General features: G+C 67.5%; 17 protein-coding genes. 8 read left to right on the top strand and 9 right to left on the bottom strand.

The features are described 5' to 3' along the window. Nucleotides 1–177 precede the first annotated feature (177 nt). Together BTO20_RS19240 and BTO20_RS19245 are read right to left on the bottom strand one after the other, a co-directional pair. A complete protein-coding gene (locus BTO20_RS19240) occupies nt 178–1,230 on the bottom strand; it encodes a class I SAM-dependent methyltransferase (RefSeq protein WP_087077870.1) in 1,053 nt (350 codons plus the stop codon). 96 nt (nt 1,231–1,326) lie between these two features. After that, nucleotides 1,327–1,761 carry a hypothetical protein gene (locus BTO20_RS19245; protein WP_197514969.1) on the bottom strand — a complete coding sequence of 145 codons (435 nt, stop codon included), beginning with the start codon at nt 1,759–1,761 and terminating at the stop codon, nt 1,327–1,329. A 148-nt stretch (nt 1,762–1,909) separates the two neighbouring features. Between BTO20_RS19245 and BTO20_RS19250 the strand changes: the two genes are divergently transcribed. After that, entirely contained in the window at nt 1,910–3,574 is a 1,665-nt protein-coding gene (locus BTO20_RS19250; protein ID WP_157680245.1) for a purine-cytosine permease family protein, read from the top strand. Nucleotides 3,575–3,873: 299 nt separating this feature from the next. On the opposite strand, the gene hisS is transcribed toward BTO20_RS19250, so the two are convergent. Both hisS and BTO20_RS19260 read right to left on the bottom strand, forming a co-directional pair. After that, nucleotides 3,874–5,148 carry a histidine--tRNA ligase gene (gene hisS, locus BTO20_RS19255; protein WP_198344544.1) on the bottom strand — a complete coding sequence of 425 codons (1,275 nt, stop codon included), beginning with the start codon at nt 5,146–5,148 and terminating at the stop codon, nt 3,874–3,876. Between the two features lie 5 nt (nt 5,149–5,153). Further along, nucleotides 5,154–5,819 carry an MBL fold metallo-hydrolase gene (locus BTO20_RS19260; protein ID WP_087082373.1) on the bottom strand — a complete coding sequence of 222 codons (666 nt, stop codon included), beginning with the start codon at nt 5,817–5,819 and terminating at the stop codon, nt 5,154–5,156. A 133-nt stretch (nt 5,820–5,952) separates the two neighbouring features. Here BTO20_RS19260 and BTO20_RS19265 point away from each other — a divergent pair, with 133 nt between their 5' ends. The 3 genes from BTO20_RS19265 to BTO20_RS19275 are packed head-to-tail and all read left to right on the top strand — an operon-like array spanning nt 5,953 to nt 8,898. Beyond that, nucleotides 5,953–6,819 (top strand): peptidylprolyl isomerase, encoded by an 867-nt coding sequence (locus BTO20_RS19265; RefSeq protein ID WP_087077872.1) that lies wholly within the window; start codon nt 5,953–5,955, stop codon nt 6,817–6,819. Nucleotides 6,820–6,822: 3 nt separating this feature from the next. After that, nucleotides 6,823–7,839: a peptidylprolyl isomerase gene (locus BTO20_RS19270; RefSeq protein ID WP_087077873.1), complete on the top strand. Its 1,017-nt coding sequence runs from the start codon at nt 6,823–6,825 to the stop codon at nt 7,837–7,839. A 3-nt stretch (nt 7,840–7,842) separates the two neighbouring features. Next, nucleotides 7,843–8,898: a SecDF P1 head subdomain-containing protein gene (locus BTO20_RS19275; protein ID WP_087077874.1), complete on the top strand. Its 1,056-nt coding sequence runs from the start codon at nt 7,843–7,845 to the stop codon at nt 8,896–8,898. On the opposite strand, the gene BTO20_RS19280 is transcribed toward BTO20_RS19275, so the two are convergent. Next, on the bottom strand, nt 8,882–10,312 hold the full coding sequence (locus BTO20_RS19280; RefSeq protein ID WP_087077875.1) for a cytosine permease: 1,431 nt from the start codon (nt 10,310–10,312) through the stop codon (nt 8,882–8,884). The two genes, BTO20_RS19275 and BTO20_RS19280, sit on opposite strands and share 17 nt — an antisense overlap. 108 nt (nt 10,313–10,420) lie before the next feature. Here BTO20_RS19280 and BTO20_RS19285 point away from each other — a divergent pair, with 108 nt between their 5' ends. After that, nucleotides 10,421–11,974, top strand: coding sequence for a helix-turn-helix domain-containing protein (locus BTO20_RS19285; protein WP_087077876.1), 1,554 nt, complete (start codon nt 10,421–10,423; stop codon nt 11,972–11,974). A 5-nt stretch (nt 11,975–11,979) separates the two neighbouring features. On the opposite strand, the gene BTO20_RS19290 is transcribed toward BTO20_RS19285, so the two are convergent. The 3 genes from BTO20_RS19290 to BTO20_RS19300 are packed head-to-tail and all read right to left on the bottom strand — an operon-like array spanning nt 11,980 to nt 14,551. Continuing rightward, nucleotides 11,980–12,846 carry a polysaccharide deacetylase family protein gene (locus BTO20_RS19290; protein WP_087077877.1) on the bottom strand — a complete coding sequence of 289 codons (867 nt, stop codon included), beginning with the start codon at nt 12,844–12,846 and terminating at the stop codon, nt 11,980–11,982. After that, nucleotides 12,843–13,964 (bottom strand): NADH:flavin oxidoreductase, encoded by a 1,122-nt coding sequence (locus BTO20_RS19295; RefSeq protein WP_087077878.1) that lies wholly within the window; start codon nt 13,962–13,964, stop codon nt 12,843–12,845. Before BTO20_RS19295 ends, BTO20_RS19290 begins: the two co-directional genes overlap by 4 nt. Beyond that, complete coding sequence (locus tag BTO20_RS19300; RefSeq protein WP_232490767.1) at nt 13,961–14,551, bottom strand: DUF1989 domain-containing protein; 591 nt, start codon at nt 14,549–14,551, stop codon at nt 13,961–13,963. The genes BTO20_RS19295 and BTO20_RS19300 overlap by 4 nt, the downstream gene beginning before the upstream one ends. A gap of 197 nt (nt 14,552–14,748) precedes the next feature. Here BTO20_RS19300 and BTO20_RS19305 point away from each other — a divergent pair, with 197 nt between their 5' ends. The 3 genes from BTO20_RS19305 to BTO20_RS19315 are packed head-to-tail and all read left to right on the top strand — an operon-like array spanning nt 14,749 to nt 18,004. Then, nucleotides 14,749–15,354 carry a flavin reductase family protein gene (locus tag BTO20_RS19305; protein ID WP_087077880.1) on the top strand — a complete coding sequence of 202 codons (606 nt, stop codon included), beginning with the start codon at nt 14,749–14,751 and terminating at the stop codon, nt 15,352–15,354. After that, on the top strand, nt 15,354–16,700 hold the full coding sequence (locus BTO20_RS19310; RefSeq protein ID WP_087077881.1) for an MFS transporter: 1,347 nt from the start codon (nt 15,354–15,356) through the stop codon (nt 16,698–16,700). The genes BTO20_RS19305 and BTO20_RS19310 overlap by 1 nt, the downstream gene beginning before the upstream one ends. After that, nucleotides 16,697–18,004: an amidase family protein gene (locus BTO20_RS19315; RefSeq protein ID WP_087077882.1), complete on the top strand. Its 1,308-nt coding sequence runs from the start codon at nt 16,697–16,699 to the stop codon at nt 18,002–18,004. The genes BTO20_RS19310 and BTO20_RS19315 overlap by 4 nt, the downstream gene beginning before the upstream one ends. Here BTO20_RS19315 and BTO20_RS19320 read toward each other — a convergent pair. Continuing rightward, nucleotides 17,935–20,274: a RelA/SpoT family protein gene (locus tag BTO20_RS19320; RefSeq protein WP_087082375.1), complete on the bottom strand. Its 2,340-nt coding sequence runs from the start codon at nt 20,272–20,274 to the stop codon at nt 17,935–17,937. The genes BTO20_RS19315 and BTO20_RS19320 overlap by 70 nt on opposite strands. Nucleotides 20,275–20,323 lie beyond the last annotated feature (49 nt).

The following is a 20,323-nucleotide window of genomic DNA, read 5'->3' on the forward strand; positions in this document are numbered from 1 at the left end:
GCCGGTGCCGCGGTTTCGGGTACGGCACCGGCGCCCGCCGTGGGCGGCTCGCCCAGTCGATCCGTACCAGGCCACCGATGGGTGACGCCACGGTACGAAGCAGGCAGCGACAGCCGGCGAAACCGATTCTGTCGCACGCCTTCTATCGAACAACCGTTCGAGCCATTTGTCAAACCGCTACGGGCGTGCCTCGAACACCAGATTGAACGGCGTCTCTGCAGCACGGCGGAATCGCGTGAAGCCGCCGTCGTTCACCAGCACCTCGGCCAACCGGCGCTCGCCGGCCTGCGCACCCAGGGCCGGGCCCTTCTGCGCGAGTGACACGGGCACGCACACCAGTGAGGACGCCCCGTAGAACACCCTGCCGACCGGATTGAGATTCTCGGCCACGCTGTCCCCCGCGAACGGTTCGACCAGCAGGCAGTGACCGTCGGGCTTGAGCGCCTGCCGAGCGTGCCGCGCCGCACCGGATGGGTCGGCCATGTCGTGCAGGCAGTCGAAGAACGCGATCAGGTCATAGTCGTCGCCCCGATACGTGGTCGCATCAGCCACTTCGAAGCTCACATTGCCGACGCCGGCTTCGTCAGCGCGCTCGCGCGCGGTCTCGACCGAAGGACCGTGGTAGTCGATGCCGACGAACTCCGAATTCGGAAATGCCTGTGCCATGAGGATTGTGGTGACACCGTGCCCGCACCCCACGTCCGCGGCCCGACCCCCGAATTCGAGCTTGTCGACAGCGCCGTCGAGCGCAGGGAGCCACGATGACAGCAGGTTCGCCCTATATCCGGCCCGGAAGAACCGTTCGGTGCCGCGGAACAGGCAGGGATGGTGTTCACCCCACTCCATGCCGCCGCCGGTGCGGAAGTTCTCGAGGGCCCGGTCCTTGATGTGGAACAGGTCCTCGATGACCGCGTAGCCGCCGGGCAGATCGACCGGGCCGTCCGGATTGGCCAGGCACAACGCCTGCTCGTCGTTGAGGTGGTAGGTGTCGGTGGCGCCGTCGTAATCGACGTATCCGCCCGCGCACTGATTGCCCAGCCATTCCCGGATATAGCGCTCGCTGGTCCCGGTGCGCTCGGCCAGTTGGCCGGACGTCAGCCGTTCCCGGGCGAGCGCCGCATACAGTCCGAGCTCGTCGCCGATCAGCACCAGAATGGCGCTCATCGCGGCGCCGAGATCGCCGACCGCCTGACCGAGAAATGCGTTGAGTTTGTCTTCGTCGACGGCCATCGTGAGCTCCTTCGCCTGCGGCCGCGCACCAACTGCGTGCAGGTTGAAGGTACTCCCGCAGGCGACCGAGGAGCTAGTGGCGAACTACCAGGCGGACTACCACTGACCGAGCTGGCACCGCGGGCTGTAGGGATGATCGTTCTGCGTGGCGATCTGGCCGTCGACAGAGATCTCGCAGTGCGCGTTGGGAGCCTCACGGCCGCCATGCGTGGTGCTGCTGATCGTGAAGATCGCCCACTGCGGGTCGGCCAGCGTGGTGTCGAAAACCCAGGGGTTGTCCGGCCCGACGTTCACAGAAGCCTTCTGCAGGTACTTGTACGGATCGGCGTTGTAGACGTCTTTGTTGGGCGGCTGCGTCGCCAGGTAGTAGAGGTCGAAATCGTAGGGAGCACCCGACGTCAGCGTGTAACGGACCTGGTGTCCGGCCGCCGGATCGGCGTTCGCCACCGAAGTACCGACAGTCTGCCCCACCGCAATAGATGCTGCCGCGACCGCCAACGCGGCTCCGACCCTGCTCGTCACGTTTCGCATGTTCCTCATATCGAGGCACGCTACCGGGTTGTTACAGATGTGACATGCCCACGGGACCGGCAATGGCGGGTCGACGGGTTCACAAAACTGTTCCTGCCGGGAACATGACGGTCATCACCGGGTAACAAGTCGCTCCTAATTTCGCCGCATGACACAAGAGCTCGGGAGCAAGCCACCGGACGAGTTGGTCGAGGACGACCTCGACACGATGACCGCCACCAGGGAGACCCTGGAGGACTACACCCTGCGGTTCGCGCCGCGCAGCTACCGCAAGTGGTCGACGCGCGTCGTCGGCATCTCCGCATTGGGGGGCATCGCTTATCTGGCCGACTTCGCGATCGGCGCCAACGTCGGCATCTCGTACGGCACCACCAACGCGTTGTGGGGCATCCTGATCTTCACGGTCGTCATCTTCCTCACCGGGTTCCCGGTGGCCTACTACTCGGCGCGCTACAACATCGACCTGGACCTCGTCACGCGCGGCAGCGGATTCGGCTACTACGGCTCGGTCGTCACCAACGTCATCTTCGCGACCTTCACCTTCATCTTCTTCGCGCTCGAAGGCTCGATCATGGCCCAGGGCCTCAAACTGGGCCTGCACATCCCGTTGTCACTCGGCTACGCCGTGTCGACGCTGATCATCTTCCCGCTCGTCATCTACGGCATGAAAGTGCTTTCCACACTGCAGGTTTGGACGACACCGCTGTGGCTGATCCTCATGGTGGCGCCCTTCGTCTATCTCGTCGTCACCCACCCCGAGTCGGTCGGCCAGTTCTTCGCCTACCAGGGTGAGAACGGCAAGGGCGGGTTCGACCTCGGTTCGACGCTGCTGGCCGCGGGTGTCTGCCTGTCGCTCATCGCCCAGATCGCCGAGCAGAACGACTACCTGCGCTTCATGCCGCCCCAGACGCCTGAGAACAAGCGCAGTTGGTGGACCTGGCTGATCCTGGCCGGCCCCGGCTGGGTGTTCTTCGGCGCCATCAAGCAGATCGTCGGCCTGTTCCTGGCGGTGTACCTGATCGCCAACGTCGCTGACAGCGCCGGGATCGCGAACCAGCCGGTGCACCAGTTCCTGGAGATCTACCAGAATTTCCTGCCCGGCTGGCTGGCGATGACGCTGGCCGTGGCCCTGGTCGTCATCAGCCAGATCAAGATCAATGTGACCAACGCGTACTCGGGGTCGCTGGCGTGGACCAACTCGTTCACCCGCGTCACCAAGCACTACCCCGGACGCATCGTGTTCCTCGGCGTGAACCTGCTGATCGCACTGGTCCTCATGGAAGCCGACATGTTCAGCTTCCTCAACACGATCCTGGGCTTCTACGCCAACTGCGGCATGGCCTGGGTGGTGGTCGTGGCCAGCGACATCGTCTTCAACAAGTACCTGCTCAAACTGTCACCGAAAGAGCCGGAGTTCCGCCGCGGCATGCTCTACGCCTTCAATCCCGTGGGCTTCGGGTCGATGCTGCTGGCGGCGGGGCTCTCGGTGCTGGCGTTCTTCGGCGGGCTCGGTGAGACCGTGCGACCGTATTCGCCGCTGGTGGCGATCGGCCTCGGCGTCGTGCTTCCGCCGATCCTGGCCGTCGCCACGAAGGGCAAGTACTACCTGCGGCGCACCGACGACGGGATCGACCTGCCGATGTTCGACGAATTCGGCAACCCGTCCGGCGACCATCTCAAATGCCATGTGTGCCATCACGATTACGAACGCCCCGACATGCTCAAGTGTGAGACCCACGACGCGTTCGTGTGTTCGTTGTGCCTGAGCACCGACAAGGTCGCCGACCACGTGCTGCCGGCGTCTGCCCCGTAAGCACCGCGAGCGCGCGCCCCGCGTTGCACCGCAAGTTGCACCGCGCGTTGCACCGCGAGCGTGCGTGTCTGCCGGCCGACACGCCGCAAATCCTCAGCAGTTCACGCACGGTCGCGGCCTGCGAGCGTGCGTGAACTGCTGTGGGCGTGCGGGCTGACGACATTGCCGGCCGCACACGCGGCCGTCCGACGCAGCGCGAGCGTGCACAAAGTGCTGCCCGCGAGCGGCGTGTCGAGGAACAGACACGCACGCTCGCGGTGCTAGGGGTGACGCACGGTGCCAGGGTGACGCGCGCGGCGCTAGGCCAGGCGGGAAAGCAGGTCGGCGACAACGGCATCGGCGGCGACATCGACCTGCTCGCCGGTCGAGAGATCCTTGACGCCGATGGTGCCTGCCTCGATGTCGCGGTCGCCCGCGACGAGCGCAAACTTGGCGCCGGACCGGTCGGCCGCCTTCATCGCGCCCTTGAGTCCACGGTCGCCGTAAGCGAGGTCGACGCGCACGCCGGCGGCCCGCAGCCGGGCGGCCAGCTTGACCAGCTCCAGCTTGGCGGCCTCCCCGAGCGGCACCCCGAACACCTGCACGCCGAGTTCGGCACCGGCGGCCGTCTTCCCTTCGGCCTGCAGTGCCAGCAGGGTGCGGTCGACGCCGAGCCCGAAACCGATGCCCGAGACGTCCTGACCACCGAGCCGACGCATGAGCCCGTCATAGCGGCCACCGCCACCGATACCCGACTGCGCCCCCAGGCCGTCGTGGACGAACTCGAACGTCGTCTTGGTGTAGTAGTCGAGACCCCGCACCATGCGCGGGTTGATGACGTAGGGAATCCCGAGCGCGTCGAGGTTCGCCTGCACGCTTTCGAAGTGCTGCTTGGCGGTGTCGGAGAGGTGGTCGAGCATGAGCGGCGCGTCGGCGGTCATCTCGCGCACCTCGGGCCGCTTGTCGTCGAGCACCCGCAGCGGGTTGATCTCCGCGCGCCGCCGGGTCTCCTCGTCGAGATCGAGCTTGAACAGGAAGGCCTGCAGGAGCTCGCGGTAGGCTGGGCGGCAGGTGTCGTCGCCCAGCGAGGTGAGCTCCAAGCGGAAGCCGTCGAGGCCCAGCGACCGGAATCCGGAGTCGGCGACTGCGATCACCTCGGCGTCCAGCGCCGGATCGTCGACGCCGATGGCCTCGACCCCCACCTGCTGCAGCTGGCGGTAGCGTCCCGCCTGGGGCCGCTCGTAGCGGAAGAACGGGCCCGAGTAGCACAGCTTGACGGGCAAGGCCCCGCGGTCGAGCCGGTGCTGGATGACCGCACGGATCACCCCGGCGGTGCCTTCGGGACGCAGCGTCACCGAGCGCTCACCGCGGTCGGCGAAGGTGTACATCTCCTTGGACACCACGTCCGTGGACTCCCCGACGCCGCGCGCGAACAGCGCGGTGTCCTCGAAAATCGGCAGCTCGATGTCGCCGTATCCGGCGCGGCGCGCCGAGCTCAGCAGACCCTCGCGCACCGCGACGAACTGCGCGGAGTCCGGCGGCAGGTAGTCGGGAATGCCCTTGGGAGCCTGGAACGCGACAGGCGAAGCGGAAATCTCAGTCACAGAGTCAAACCTTCGAGAAATGGATTGGTACGGCGTTCGTGCCCGATCGTCGAGCGCGGACCGTGTCCAGGTAGTACCACGGTGTCGTCGTCGAGCACCAACAGTTTTGTCACGATCGACCCCAGCAGGTCCCGGCCGCTGCCGCCGGGCAGGTCGGTGCGTCCGACCGACGACCGGAACAGCGTATCGCCAGTGAACACCGCCCCCGCCGCGCCATCGGCCAGTCGAAAGACCACCGACCCGCGGGTGTGGCCGGGTGTGTGGTCGACGGCGACGCTCAGGCCGCCGAGCTCTACGGTGTCGCCGTCGCGGTCCAGTTCCACGAGCTGGCGCGGTTCGGAGAACAACACTCCCAACGCCAGCTGCGCCAGCCGGGGCCCGAACCCCTTGATCGGGTCGGTGAGCATGAACCGGTCCTCTGGATGGATGTAAGCCGGGCAGCCGTAGGTGTCGGCCACCTTCTGCGCCGACCAGATGTGGTCGATGTGGCCGTGGGTGAGCAGAACCGCCGCCGGGGTGAGCCGGTTTTCGTCGAGGATCCGCCGCAGCGGCCCCATCGCCCGCTGACCTGGGTCGACGATGATCGCGTCAGCCCCGGGCCGCTGCGCCACGACGTAGCAATTGCACGCGAGCAGCCCGGCCGGAAATCCGGTGATCAACACGTTGCCAGTTTCCCACGCCGGAATCACACCTCCTGTTCACGCGGGTCGACAGGCCCGTGGCCGGCATCACCTGGCACACTCGATGCGAATCGGAACATCCCCTGACGTGCACACGAGGAAGAGGACGAACGCGGTGCCCACCAACGAACAACGACGAGCGACGGCCAAGCGCAAGCTCGAACGCCAGCTGGAGCGTCGCGCAGCCCAGGAGCGCAAGCGCCGCCTGCTGACCATCGTCGGCGCGGTCGTGGCCGCCATCGTGGTTGTCGGCGCAGGCGTCGGCATCTACGTCGTCAACCGGGATTCGGGCAGCACCACGGCCTCGGCCGCCACCACGACCCCGTCCGCAGCGGCTCAGCCCGCCGCCAACGGCCAGCTGCCGGCGTTCGTGGCCCCGGCCAACCTCGGCGCGGACTGCCAGTACCCGGCGACCGGCGAGGCCAGCAAGAAGGTCAACCCGCCGCGCACCGGCAAGGTGCCCACCGATCCGGCAACGGTCAGCGTGAGCATGACGACCAACCAGGGCAACCTCGGCCTGCAGCTCGACAACGCCAAGGCGCCGTGCACCGTCAACAGCTTCGCCAGCCTGGCCCAGCAGGGCTACTTCAACGACACTCCGTGCCACCGGCTCACCACCGGCGGCCTTTCGGTGCTGCAGTGCGGTGATCCGACCGGCAAGGGCACCGGCGGCCCGGGCTACCAGTTCGCCGACGAATACCCGGCCAACCAGTACCAGCCGGACAACCCTGCGCTGCAGCAGCCGGTGCTGTACCCGCGCGGCACCCTGGCCATGGCCAACGCCGGCCCCGGCACCAACGGCAGCCAGTTCTTCCTGGTCTACAAGGACTCGCAGCTGCCACCGAACTACACGGTGTTCGGCAAGATCGACGCCACCGGACTGGCCACCCTCGACAAGATCGCGGCGGCCGGCGTGGCCGGTGGCGGTCAGGACGGCAAGCCGGCCACCGACGTCGAGCTGAAGTCCGTCCTGCTGGACTAGCCCGTGACGACCCCACCGCCGGAGGGCGGATACCAGCCCGGATATCCGCCCCCGCCGGTCGGGTACCCCCAGCCGCCGCGGCCGACCAACGGCCTGGCGATCGCGGCGCTGATCTGTGGATTCCTGTTCGCGCCGCTCGGCATCATCTTCGGGCACATCTCGCTGTCGCAGATCCGCCGCACCGGGGAACAGGGCCGCGGCCTGGCGATCGTCGGCCTCGTGCTGGGCTATCTCTTCACGGCGCTGACCGTGCTCGCGGTGGTCCTCGTGGTGGCAGCCAGCGTGTTCACCGCCGGTTTCCTCGGGGAACTCAAAGGGGCGATCGACAGCAGCGCCACGGCGTATCCGTCCCCGACCGCGCAACCGACCGGTCCGCCACCACCGACCGGGACATTGCCGCCATCGCCCTCACCACGGGCCACCGCCGGCTCCAACTGCCAATACCCGGCCTCCGGCGCGGCGGACAAGCCGAATACGCCGCCCCGCGCCGGCACGGTTCCCACCGTCCCGGCCACCGTCAGCGCCAGCATCACCACCAACCAGGGCAACATCGGCCTGCAGCTCGACAACGCCAAGGCCCCGTGCACCGTCAACAACTTTGCGAGCCTCGCCCAGCAGGGTTTCTACGACAACACCCCGTGCCACCGGCTGACCTCGGGCTCCCTGTCGGTCCTGCAGTGCGGTGACCCCACCGGAACGGGCACCGGCGGGCCCGGTTACGAGTTCGCCGACGAATACCCCGTCGATCAGTACCCGCCGGGTGATCCCGCGCTGCAGCAGCCCATCCTCTATCCGCGCGGCACCCTGGCCATGGCCAACGCGGGGCCCGGCACCAACGGCAGCCAGTTCTTCCTCGTCTACCAGGATTCGCAGCTGCCGCCGAACTACACCAAGTTCGGCACCATCGACGCCACCGGGCTGGCCACCCTCGACAAGATCGCCGCGGGCGGCATTGCCGGAGGCGGGCAGGACGGGCAGCCGGCCACTCCGGTGACCATCACCTCAGCCCGGCTGGACTGACCGATGTATCCGCAGCAACCACCCGGTCGGCCCACCGCGGTGCCCCGCGCTCTCGTAGTACTGGCTCTCCTGCTCGCCGTCCTCGGCTACGGGCTGGCCGTGTTCGCGAGCAGGAACATCTGGCAGACCAGGGACGCCACCAGGCTGACCTTCGCCGCACACACCACGGATGGTGCACCGCCGCCACCCGACGCCTTGGCCGCTGCCGTCAACGTCGTGCAGCGCCGACTCGACGGGCTCAAGGTCCCCGGTGCCGCTGTGACCGTCGACGGCACGAACGTGGTGGCCACTGTGCCGGCCGGCGGGCCCGACGTGGTTGCGGACCTCACGCGGATGGGCCAGCTCGCCATCCGGCCGGTGATCCACGCGATCCCCGCGCAATCCGGCGGTGCGCCAGCGACCCCCACCTCGCCACCGAAACCCGCCGATCCGGCGCGGAGCGCCGACGAGAAGCAGTTGCGGCAGAGCACCAATCCGTCGATCCAGATCCTGGCGCTGCAGTTCCAGGCCACCCGCTGCGGTGACGACGACTCGCTCGCCGGCCATGACGATCCGAAGCTGCCGCTGGTCACCTGCTCGACCGACGGCAAGACCGTCTATCTGCTCGACAAGTCGATTCTGACCGGGTCGAATGTCCGCCGCGCGACGTCGCACTGGGACGACCACAACGGTCAGCACGTCGTCGACCTCGAGTTCGACGACTCCGGGGCGCGTACGTGGGCGGATTTCACCGCCGCCAACATCGGCACCCAAACCGCCTTCACCCTCGACACCCGGGTGGTCAGCGCCCCGGAGATCCGCGAAGCCATCCCGGGCGGCCGCACCCAGATCAGCGGCGGCTTCACCGCCGACACTGCGCGCGAGCTGGCCGGCACACTGCAGGCCGGCATGTTGCCGGTGGTCCTCACCCTCGACTCGTCCGAGCCCGCGACACTCTCGGCGACACGGTTCTCCGCGTTGATGCGCGTGCCCATCATCGTCGCGGGTGTCGACCTGCTGGCGGTCATCGTGGTGACCACCGTCTGGCTCATCCGGCGCCGGCCTACGCCGCAGTTGTGACGGTGCGACGGCGCAGCGCCCAGTACAGCCCACCGGCCACCACGCTGCCGGACAGCCAGGAGAAATCGGTGTTGCCCAGCGCGGTGGCCACCGGACCCTGCATGGCCGGCACCAAGCCGTACTGCCATGCCCAACCGGCCACGATCCCAGCGGCCAAGCTCACCAGCCCGGCCATATTCCAACGGGCATAAGCGGATTCGCGTGCGGGCAGATACAGCCCCGCAACGTCGAGGACACCGCGCCGCACCCCGGTGTAGTCCACCACCATGATCGCGGCCCACGGGCTGATCCAGACCAGGATCGACACCATCCAGTTGTCGAAGGCCTGCGCGAAGCTGTCCGCCTCCACGAACACGGCCAGCACGATCGAAGCCACCAGTCCGGCGCCCAATGTCACCTTCCACCGCGCCGCCCGAACGCCGATGGACAGTGCCGCCAGCGAGCAGGAATAGAGGTTCAGGATGTTCGTCGCGATGGGCCCGTGCACGAGCAGGAGCAGGACCGGCACCGCCATCACCCCGAACGTCGAGACCACCAGCGCCGACGGATCACTGCCGCCACCGGCACTGGCCAGGCAGGCACCGAGGGCGGCCAGCCACACGGTCGGCACGTACATGCCCAACGACGACGACCAGAACACCGACCGCGACGACGCCGACACCCGCACGAAGCGGCTGTAGTCCGACGCGTAGGGAATCCACGTCAATCCCCAGCCGATGCCGATGGCCGTGAGCAACTGCGTGACCGCGGTGAACTTCTCCCCCGAACTCATCGCCTGCCCCGCCAACGACCAGTGCACGTCGGTGGTCACCAGGGCCAGCACCGTCATGACCGCCATCACCAGCGCCGTCGCCGGCACGGTGTACTTCTCGAAGCTGCGAATCGCGTAGAAGCCGTACAGCGCCAGCCCCAGCTGGGCAGCCATGATGGCCGCTGCCACAACCACTTTCAGCCAGATGCCACCCGTCAACCCGAATTCCCGGAGCATCGCCATCACGAGGTCGAGCACCACCCAGGTGTTGACTCCGACCCATCCCATCGTCAGCAGGAATTGCACGAGGCCTGGCACGACCGCCCCCGACAAGCCGAACGCGGCACGCCCGAGCACCATCTGGTTCACGGCCGTGCGATGCCCGATGACGTTGAACACCCCGAACACGGCGCAGCCGACGACATTGCCGACGGCCACCACGATCAGTGTTTCGACGAGGCTCAGGCCCAGGGTGATGCCCAACGCACCGAGCACCCAGTTGATAGGTGCGATGTTGGCGCCACACCAGATCCAGAACAGCTCCCACGGCGAACAGTCACGGCTTTCGGCGCCGATCGGCTCGATGCCGTGGGCGTCGAACGGCACCCCGGCCGTCGGCGGTGGCGCGGGTGCGGTCAGTGGTGTGGTCGGTCGGGTCGACATCCAGGGCTCCTCACGTATCGGATTCCGCCCATCGAAACACCGCGGACACCCCGCAACGAGTGTATAAACATCCATGATCTACCAACACGATTGGATGTATGCACACCGATGCTGACGTTGGGCGCGCTGATCGACGACACGACGCTGGAGTTGACGCTTCTGGTGCCCGGCCCGCCCGGCGCCCTCGACCGTGAAGTGCTGTGGCTGCACAACACCGAGCTGCCCGACCCGTCGCCCTACATCCGCGCCACGGAACTGGTACTGACAAACGGCCTCTGGCACAGCACGGTGACGTCCGCCGACTTCGTCGCCGCCCTGCTACGCGCCCGGGCATCGGGATTGATCTACGGTTTGACGGACCAGACACCAACGACCCCAACGGATCTCGTCGACGCTTGCGCAGCCGCCGAGTTACCGCTTGCAGCGGTGTCTATCGCGGTGCCGTTCACGGCCATCACCCAGGCCGCCGCCCGCATGCAGACCGAGGCCCGCCAGTCGGCCCTGTCCCGGCTGGTGCGTCGAGGCAACGCGCTGGCGAGTTCGATCTCCAGAGGCGGCGGTGCCCAAGGCATCCTCGATGTGCTACGCCGCGACCACGATCTGCCGCTACTGGTGGTGGACCGCATGGGCCGGCGGCTCGCGGGCACCGTCGTCGACGACGCGCAGATCCACGTCGCGGTCGACGCCCTGAACCGCCACCCGCCGCCGCTGGAACTCGAGGTGCCCGGAATCGGCACCGCTGCGGTCTATCTCGTCGAGGGTGCGATGGGCGATATCGACGCCGGCCTGTTCTGCCTGCGTCCACTGGCGGCGCTGCGGCCGGCCGAACAAGATGCGCTCGAGCAGGCGGCGCGTTACCTCAGCCTCGAAGTCACCCGCCAGCAGGCGCTGCAGGCGATCGAATCCCGCTTCTCCAGCGAATTGCTCGAGATGGTGCTGTCCGGCACGGCCCGCGCTCGTGAGGTCTCGGAACGGTTGCGCGCGTTCGGGATCGACCCGTCGGCGCCGCTGGCGGTCTACACCGTGGTGGTCGGCAACGACGAGCTCCGGCCGGTCGGCTCGACCGACGAGATCGAGGCGTTCTTCAGCCATCGCGGCATTGCGGCCGTGGTGATCCCTGGCAGCCAGGACACCGTCGTGGTGTTCGGTTGGCACCAGGATTCCGCAAGCCTGGTACCGCTGGCCGAACACTTGATCCGGGCTCTGGCCACCCGGTTCCCCGCCGACCGCACCGTCATCGGCGTCGGAGATCTCGCCGTCGACGCCACCGGGCTGCGGGATCCGTTGATCCGGGCCAGAGAGGTCTGCCACGTAATGTGGCGCCGCTCAACCGAATCCCGCGTCGGCACCTACGCCGACGTGGGTACCCACCGCATGCTGCTTGGCCTGCACGACCGGTCGGTGCTGCGCCGGTTCGCCGACGACATCCTGGGCCCGCTGCGCGTTCACGATGAACAGCACGGCACCGAGTTGGAACGCACACTGCGGACGTTTCTCGGCAACGACGGGCACTGGGCCAAGACCGCCGCAGCGCTCTATGTCCATGTGAACACGCTGCGCAACCGCGTCGCCCGGATCAACGAGCTCACCGGCCGCGACGTCACACGCCTGGAAGACCGCGTCGACCTGTTCCTGGCGTTGGAGGCCGACGCGCTGAGTTAGCCGGGCTACGCCGGGTACACGGCGGGATCGACCAACGGCGGTGTCACCGTGCGTGGTTCGAGCGCCGGGTCCGCACACACCGCCTCGGCGACATCGCGGCAGCGGGCGAACCGTACGTCGCCGCACTCAAGGGCGTACTCGATGAATCCGCGCAATGCCAGCATCCGGCCCGGACGACCCGAAAGGAACGGGTGGACACAGAGATTGAACAGGCAGCGATAGTGCCGCATGCCATCCAACTCCGCGCGCCACATCTCGGCCACCTTCACTGGGGATTCGATCACCGCACCGATGTGGGGATCGGGCAGGTAGGCGTACTGCTCCCAGTCGTCCAGGGACCAGTGCACCGGCAGCTCCACGATCGGCCCGGCATCGGTGGTGAGCCGGTATGGCCGGTCGTCGCCCATGAGGGAGGAGTCGTAGCGCAGGCCGTGTTCGGCGATGAGCCCCGGAGTCTGCCAACTGGCACCCCACAGCGCGGCACGGTGACCGGCGATATCGATGCCCTGAGCCGCGAACACGGCCAGCGCCCGTTCGAAGTCGGCGCGTTCCTCGGCGGCGGTCATGGCCACCGGCGAGCGGTGACTGTAAGAGTGGTGGGCGACCTCGTGTCCGCGTTCAACGATGGACGCCGCCAGCCCGGGCCGGTGTTCGGCAACCCACCCTGGCACGAAAAAGGTGGCGGGTACGGTCAATTCGTCGAGCAGGTCGAGGATGCGCGGCACGCCGACGTCCGGCCCGTAGGACTGGTGCGACATCGCCATCATGTGTGCGCCATAGTGGTGCCCCTCGGCGAGGATCGGTGTCTCCGCATCGACGTCGAAGGTCAAGGTGGCCACCGCACTCGCGCCGCCGTGCCACGGCGCCGTCACCGGTCGGCCCGCCAGACCCGGGCGTTGGCGATCGTCGCCATCGGCGAGAGCATGCCGTGATCGAACGGATCCAGCGCTTGCCCGGCCGAAAGACGCTGCGGCAGGTCGGGGTTCGCCAACGCCCCACGACCGACCGACAACAGGTCGGCATGCCCGCCGTCGAGCACGTCAGCAGCCTGCCCATGGTCGTGCATGCCGCCGTTGGCCATCACCGGAAGCCCGGTCACCTCACGCGCGACCGCCGTGATGGTGCGCCCATCGCCTAACCGCGCGGTGTCGATGAAGTCACGGCCCTCGCTGGCGATGTGCAGATAGTCGGCACCGCACAAGGCACCGAAGATCACCTCGGCCTCGTCAACCCCACCGGGCCAGCGGTACGCGAAGTCGTTGACCTTGGTCTGCGACAGCCGCACCCCGATCAATACCTCCATGCCGATCCGCGCTCGGATCGCCGCCAAAACCTGCGCGGTGAGCCGAATGCGGTTCTGCACATTACCGCCGTACCCATCGGCTCGGCAGTTTGTATAGGTGGTGAGGAACTGATCGAGCAGATACCCGTTGGCGGCGTGGATTTCGACGCCGTCGAAGCCGGCGGAGCGGGCGCGTTGCGCTGCGGCGACGAACTCTGCGACCACCGCATCGATGTCATCGTGATCCATCTCTCGGGGCGTGGGCCACCGACCGGAGCCGCCGTACTCCTCGAGCATCGCACCGGGCGGGCGCACGGCCGAGGGTGCGATGGTGCCGGCACTCTGCGAGTTGCCCTGCGACAACGCTCCGGCGTGCATGAGCTGCGCCACGATCGGAGCACCTGCGGCATGCACCGCCGCGGTCACCCGGCGCCAGCCCGTCACATGGCTATCGACGGCCAGGCCGGGCTGGTTGAGATAGCCCTGACTGTGGGTGGTGTCGGTGTAGATGCCCTCGGTGATCACCAAACCGAAACCGCCACGCGCGAATTCGGCGTAATAGTCGGCCATCGCTTCGGTTGGGGTGCCGTCCGGCGCGGCTGACACCCGGGTCATCGGTGCGACGGCAAACCGATTCGTCAGCCTCAGCGCGCCGAGGTGCACCGCGCTCAGCGCGGGGTGCCGCGTCTGCGTGTGATTGGTGGTCATGCGATCTTCTCCTGCACTCGTGTCAGTTCGATGACGAGCGGCGTGGGGCGATGCCCGTTGATGCCGTTGAGGTCCATGGGGCACGCCGACACCACCACCACGCAGTCCATGACCGCTTCGAATACGACGGCGTCGCCGGGCCGGCTCACGGCGGGCAACCACGACAGCGCACCGCCGTCGGCGACCGGGATGTTCATGAACACGTTCACCGGCTGGGGTACGTCGACTGCACTCAACCCCAGCTGTCCCAGGGCATCTCGCAGATTCACCGCGCAGGATGGATGACCCGCAACGCCGAGTGCACGATATCGTTCGGTGTCACACGCGGCGATCAGCATGTCGTGGATGCCCGGTGAGGTGTCGTCCACCAATGCCAGGATCGGCCTGCGCCGGTTGGTGACGAAGTTTTCCCCCACCTGGGGAAACAGTCTGCCGGTTGTGGTGCGGGTATGCGACGCGCTCAGATATTCGGCCATATCGCCTGTCGTGTAAGCGAATACATCGCCGACCTGACCGCCTTCGGCATCGATCACCCGCAGCCGATCCCCTTGCCGCAGGGTCACGGCCTGACCGGAACCGGCGGGCACCGTCGTTCTACTTGTCGTGTTGGTCAACTCCATAGCTCGCCATTCAAGCGAGCCCGGCGGCCCTCGCCCAATGGTTGTTTCTCCACCGCTGGGGTGCAACCGATGGATATTCGTCCATATCGCCGCATCCGCGGACCTACCTAGTGTTCACGGTCACAACCCGCTGGCCCCGTGCCGCGGCCAAGCGAAGGAGACCTATGGATTGCCTGGATGTCACAGTCATCGATGCCGCAGAACTGTCGGCGCGCAAGGCTTTCGGGCTGCTCAAAGCGGCCGTGGTGCCGCGGCCCATCGCCTGGACGTCGACCATGAGCCCAGACGGCGTCGCCAACCTGGCGCCGTTCAGCTTCTTCACGGTGGTGTCGTCCCAGCCGCCGCTGGTACTGCTGAGCCTCGAATACCTGGCCACCGGCCGACTCAAGGACAGTGCCGCCAACATCGAAGCCACGGGTGAGTTCGTGGTCAACATCGCGCCAGCAGCCATGGCGTCGGCCGTCGAACTCACCAGTGTGCAGGTCGACGCGTCGGTCGACGAATTCGAGCTGGCGAGCGTGACACCGCTGCCATGCCGCCACGTCCGGCCGCCGCGGCTCGCGGAATCACCTATCAGCCTGGAATGCCGCCTGCACAGCACCGTTCAGCCCGGCAGCGACCGGCTGGTGATCGGTGAGGTGGTTGCCTTCCACCTCGACCGTCGCGTACTGGATGCCGACGGCCGGGTGGAGATCGCCCGGCTCGACCCGCTCGCCCGCACCGCAGCACATTTCGCCCGTCTGCAGCCACTCTTCCAGGAGGAGCTGTGATGTCCCACGTCATCGACGACGGACCGTTGACCGCCTTTCACAAGCGGCTCACCGTGTTCTCTGCAGGCGGACCGTTCCTCGACGGATTCGCGCTGACCATCATCGGCATCGCGTTCGTCTCCATGAAGAGCCAGTTGAGCCTCGACTCGGTCAGCGTAGGACTGGTGGGGGCCGCGGCCCTGATCGGAATCTTTGTGGGCGGCTTGGTTTTCGGCTATGTCACCGACCGCGTCGGCCGCAAGGTCATGTATATCGCCGACCTGTCCGTGTTGGTCGTGGTGTCCATCGCCTCGGCATTCGTGACCGACGCGTGGCAGTTGGTGATCCTGCGGTTCCTTCTCGGCGTGGCAATCGGCGCGGACTATCCGATCGCCAGTTCGCTTCTGGCCGAGTTCATCCCGAGTCGCTACCGCGGCAGGCTGCTCGGCTCGCTGTTCGTGGTGTGGGCAGCGGGCGCAGCGGCCGCGGCGGCGGTGGGCTGGGTGCTGTCGACGCTGGGCCCTGACGCCTGGCGGTTCATGCTCGCCAGCCCGGCGGTATTCGGCATCATCACCCTGCTGATGCGCGCCGGGACACCGGAATCGCCGCGGTGGCTGCTCAGCAAGGGCCGCGAGGCCGAGGCACTCGAGGTATGCCGACAAGTCTGGGGTCCCCAGGCCGACACGTCGCTCATCCCGGCTGAGCCGCCCGCCACGTCGTATTCGGAGCTCTTCCGCGGCATCTATCTGCGCAGGGTCATCTTCGTCGGGATGTTCTTCACCGCGCACGTGATTCCCTTGTTCGCGGTGTACACCTTCGGGCCGGACATCCTCGCGCAGATGGGCGTCGGTGAACACAACGTGTACGTGGCCGAGTTGGTGATCAGCGTGCTGTTTCTGGTGGGTGGCGTCCCGGGACTTCTGCTGGTCGACAAGATCGGGCGCAAACCGTTGCTGCTGTGGACTTTTGCCGTCATGAGTGCGGCGTTCGTCGTCATGGCCACCAACCCGCAGGCGCCCGCCGTCGTCCTGTTCGCGATGCTCGCGCTGTACGAGATCACGTCAGGGGCGTGCAATTTCATCGAGATCATCTACCCGAATGAGCTGTTTCCCACCGCAGTACGGGCCAGCGCCACCGGTACCGTCGTCGCGATCAGCCGCATCGGCTCGGCCATCAGCACGTTCGTATTGCCGCTCGTCCTCACCGGCACCGGACTCGGCGGTGTCATGTGGCTTCTGGCCGTCGTCAACGTGATCGGTCTTGTGGTCACCGTGCTCCTCGGTGAGGAGACCCGCGGGCGCGCATTGTCCGACACCTCGGCGGCGGGCCCGTCCCGCACACCGGTGACCGGCGGCGTCGACGCATGACGTCCCACATCGCCGCGGAACGATGTGAGCGCTCGCTGGCCCGGGCCGCCACCGCGGCGGCCCGATCGGCACTGATCACGACCACCTCCCAGCGCGCGGTCTACGAGGCCGAGCTCAGTGACGCCCGGCGCCGCGCCGGACGAGCACGCAGCGAACTCGACGGGACGCCGATCGTGTGGAAGGACCTTTTCGACGTCGCAGGCACCACCACGACCTGTGGATCGGCGGTCGCGGCGCACCGATCCCCCGCGCGGGTCGACAGTGCCCTGGTCCGCCGGGCCGGCAGGCTCGGACTGGTCACCATCGCGAAGGCCAACCTCAGCGAGTTCGCGTTCTCCGGGCTCGGTGTCAATCGGCATTTCGGGACCCCGATCAATCCGATCGACGCCGCGTTGGTGCCGGGCGGCTCGTCGTCGGGCTCCGCCGTCGCGGTGACCACCGGTGTCGCGCCACTGGCAGTCGGCACCGACACCTCGGGCTCCGTACGCGTTCCGGCGGCGTTCTGCGGCTGCGTCGGCTTTCGCGCCAGCCGGAACCGCTACGGCCCCAACGACTTCGCGCCACTATCCCCGACGCTGGACTGCGTCGGAGTGCTGGCGACCGACGTCGGACTGATCCGCACCCTGGATCGGTTGTTGGCGGGTGGCCAACCGCGGCCCCATGCCGGTGATGCCCCACGGTACGTCATCCCGGCAGGTGAATGGGTCGATGACTGCACACCCGGGGTGCGCACCGCGTTCGCAGCCGCGATCGACGCGCTACGGAGCCAAGGGTTTTCGGTGACCACCCGACGCATCGCCGCGCTGGACACCGCTCAGCAACTGCTGGATACCCACGGCACGCTCGTCGGAGCCGAGGCGTATGAGCGCTACGGTCATCTGGCCTGCGCAGCCGGCATCGAGTCGGCCACCCGACGACGCCTGCGGCACAATGCGCATTTGGACACCGGCCCGGTGCGCGCGGCGATGCCTGCGCTGCGCCGCCAGTTCGGCGCGGAACTCCAGGATGCCCTGCTGCTGTGCCCGACCGTGCGCCACGAGCCGCCCACCGTCGACGCACTGCTGGCCTGCGAGGACCGATACGACTCCGCCAACGCCAGCACACTGCGCACCACGATGGCTCTCAGCTACCTGGGCACGTGCGGGATATCCCTGCCACTTGCGCGAAATGGCATACCGTTGCCGATCGGGTTGCTGATCTCCGCGCCGCATGGCGCCGACGAGGACCTTCTCGCTCAGGCCGCGCTGGTGACCCGGTACACGTCGTACACACCCTCGACGTTGCGGACCACGCTCAGCAGATGACCCAGGTGCTTCGGGTCACCCATCTCGAACGTGAACCGGCTGATGGCCACCCGGTCGTTGGAAGTGGTGACCGAGGCCGAGAGGATGTTGACCTTCTCGTCGGCCAGCACCCGCGTGACGTCAGAGAGCAGCCGGTGCCGGTCGAGCGCCTCCACCTGGATCGCCACCAGGAAGACCGACGACGGTGACGGCGCCCACTGCACATCGATGATGCGCTCCGACTGTTCTTGCAGCGACGCCGCATTCGTGCAGTCGGTGCGGTGCACGCTGACTCCGCCGCCGCGGGTGACAAAGCCCATGATGGTGTCGCCGGGCACCGGCGTGCAGCACTTGGCCAGCTTGGTGAGCACACCGGGCGCACCCGGCACGGCCACACCGGTGTCATCGGTGGTGCGCTGCCGGACCGGCATGTTCGCCGGGGTGGACCGCTCGGCGAGCTCGTCCTCGGCCGCGTCGTCGCCGCCGAACTGCGCCAGCAGCCGCTGCACCACATGGCGCGCCGAGACGTGACCCTCACCGACCGCGGTGTAGAGCGCCGACACATCGGTGTAGCGCAGCTCGCGGGCCAGCGCGCCCATGGTCTCGCCGGTCATCAAGCGCTGCAACGGAAGTCCACCACGCCGGACTTCGCGCGCGATGGCGTCCTTGCCGGACTCGAGAGCTTCCTCGCGGCGCTCCTTGGCGAACCACTGCCGGATCTTGGCCTTGGCGCGGGGCGACACCACGAAGCTCTGCCAGTCGCGCGAGGGCCCGGCGTTGGGTGCCTTCGAGGTGAAAACCTCGACCACTTCCCCGTTTTCGAGCTTGCGCTCCAGCGCCACCAGCCGGCCGTTGACCCGCGCGCCGATACAGCGGTGCCCCACCTCGGTGTGCACGGCGTAGGCGAAGTCCACCGGGGTGGAGCCGGTCGGCAGGGTGATCACGTCCCCCTTGGGGGTGAACACGAAGAGTTCCTGGGCCGCAAGGTCGTACCGCAGCGACTCCAGGAATTCGCCCGGGTCGGCGGCCTCCCGCTGCCAGTCGAGAAGCTGGCGCATCCAGGCCATGTCGTCGATCTCGGTAGAGGCGTGCGGATGCGGAACCCCGTTGCGGCCCTTGGCTTCCTTGTACCGCCAGTGCGCGGCGATGCCGTACTCGGCGGTGCGGTGCATGTCCCGGGTGCGGATCTGCACCTCCAGCGGCTTGCCCTCCGGGCCGACGACGGTGGTGTGCAGCGACTGGTAGACGCCGTATCGCGGCTGGGCGATGTAGTCCTTGAAACGCCCCGCCATCGGCTGCCACAGCGAGTGCACCACGCCGACCGCGGCGTAACAGTCCCGGATCTCGTCGCAGAGGATCCGCACCCCGACCAGGTCGTGGATGTCGTCGAAGTCGCGACCCTTGACGATCATCTTCTGGTAGATCGACCAATAGTGCTTGGGCCTGCCCTCGACGACCGCGTTGATCTTCATGGCTGACAGCGCCACCCCGATCTCGGCGCGCACCTTGGCGAGATAGGTGTCGCGTGACGGCGCCCGGTCGGCGACCAGACGCACGATCTCCTCGTACTTCTTGGGGTGCAGAATCGCGAACGACAGGTCTTCGAGTTCCCACTTGACCGTCGCCATCCCCAGCCGGTGGGCAAGCGGGGCAATGACTTCCAGTGTCTCGCGGGCCTTGCGGGCCTGCTTCTCCGGCGGCAGGAAGCGCATAGTGCGCATGTTGTGCAGCCGGTCGGCGACCTTGATCACCAGCACGCGCGGGTCGCGGGCCATCGCGATGATCATCTTGCGGATGGTCTCGCCTTCGGCGGCCGAGCCCAGCACCACCTTGTCGAGCTTGGTGACGCCGTCGACCAGGTGGCCGACCTCGCTGCCGAACTCGGCGGTCAGCGCCTCCAGCGTGTAGCCGGTGTCCTCGACCGTATCGTGCAGCAGCGCGGCCACCAGCGTCGTGGTGTCCATCCCGAGCTCGGCCAGGATGTTGGCCACCGCCAGCGGATGGGTGATGTACGGATCGCCGGACTTGCGCATCTGGTCGGCGTGCCGCTTGTCGGCGACGTCATAGGCGCGCTGCAGCAGCTGCAGATCGGCCTTCGGGTAGATCTCGCGGTGCACCGCCACCAACGGCTCGAGCACCGGGTTCACGGCACTGCGCTGCGCCGTCATCCGTCGGGCCAACCGAGCGCGCACGCGGCGCGACGCGCTGGTCTTGGCAACGTCGGCCGGGGTCGGCGCGGGCGGCGTCGGTGGAGACTGCACGGCTTGAGCGGTACCGGGATCGTCGGCCATCGCCGTCACCTCCTGCTGTTCATCCCCACCTGTTCATCCAGAGTTCGAG

It is taken from the genome of Mycobacterium dioxanotrophicus (assembly GCF_002157835.1).
Classification (GTDB): domain Bacteria; phylum Actinomycetota; class Actinomycetes; order Mycobacteriales; family Mycobacteriaceae; genus Mycobacterium; species Mycobacterium dioxanotrophicus.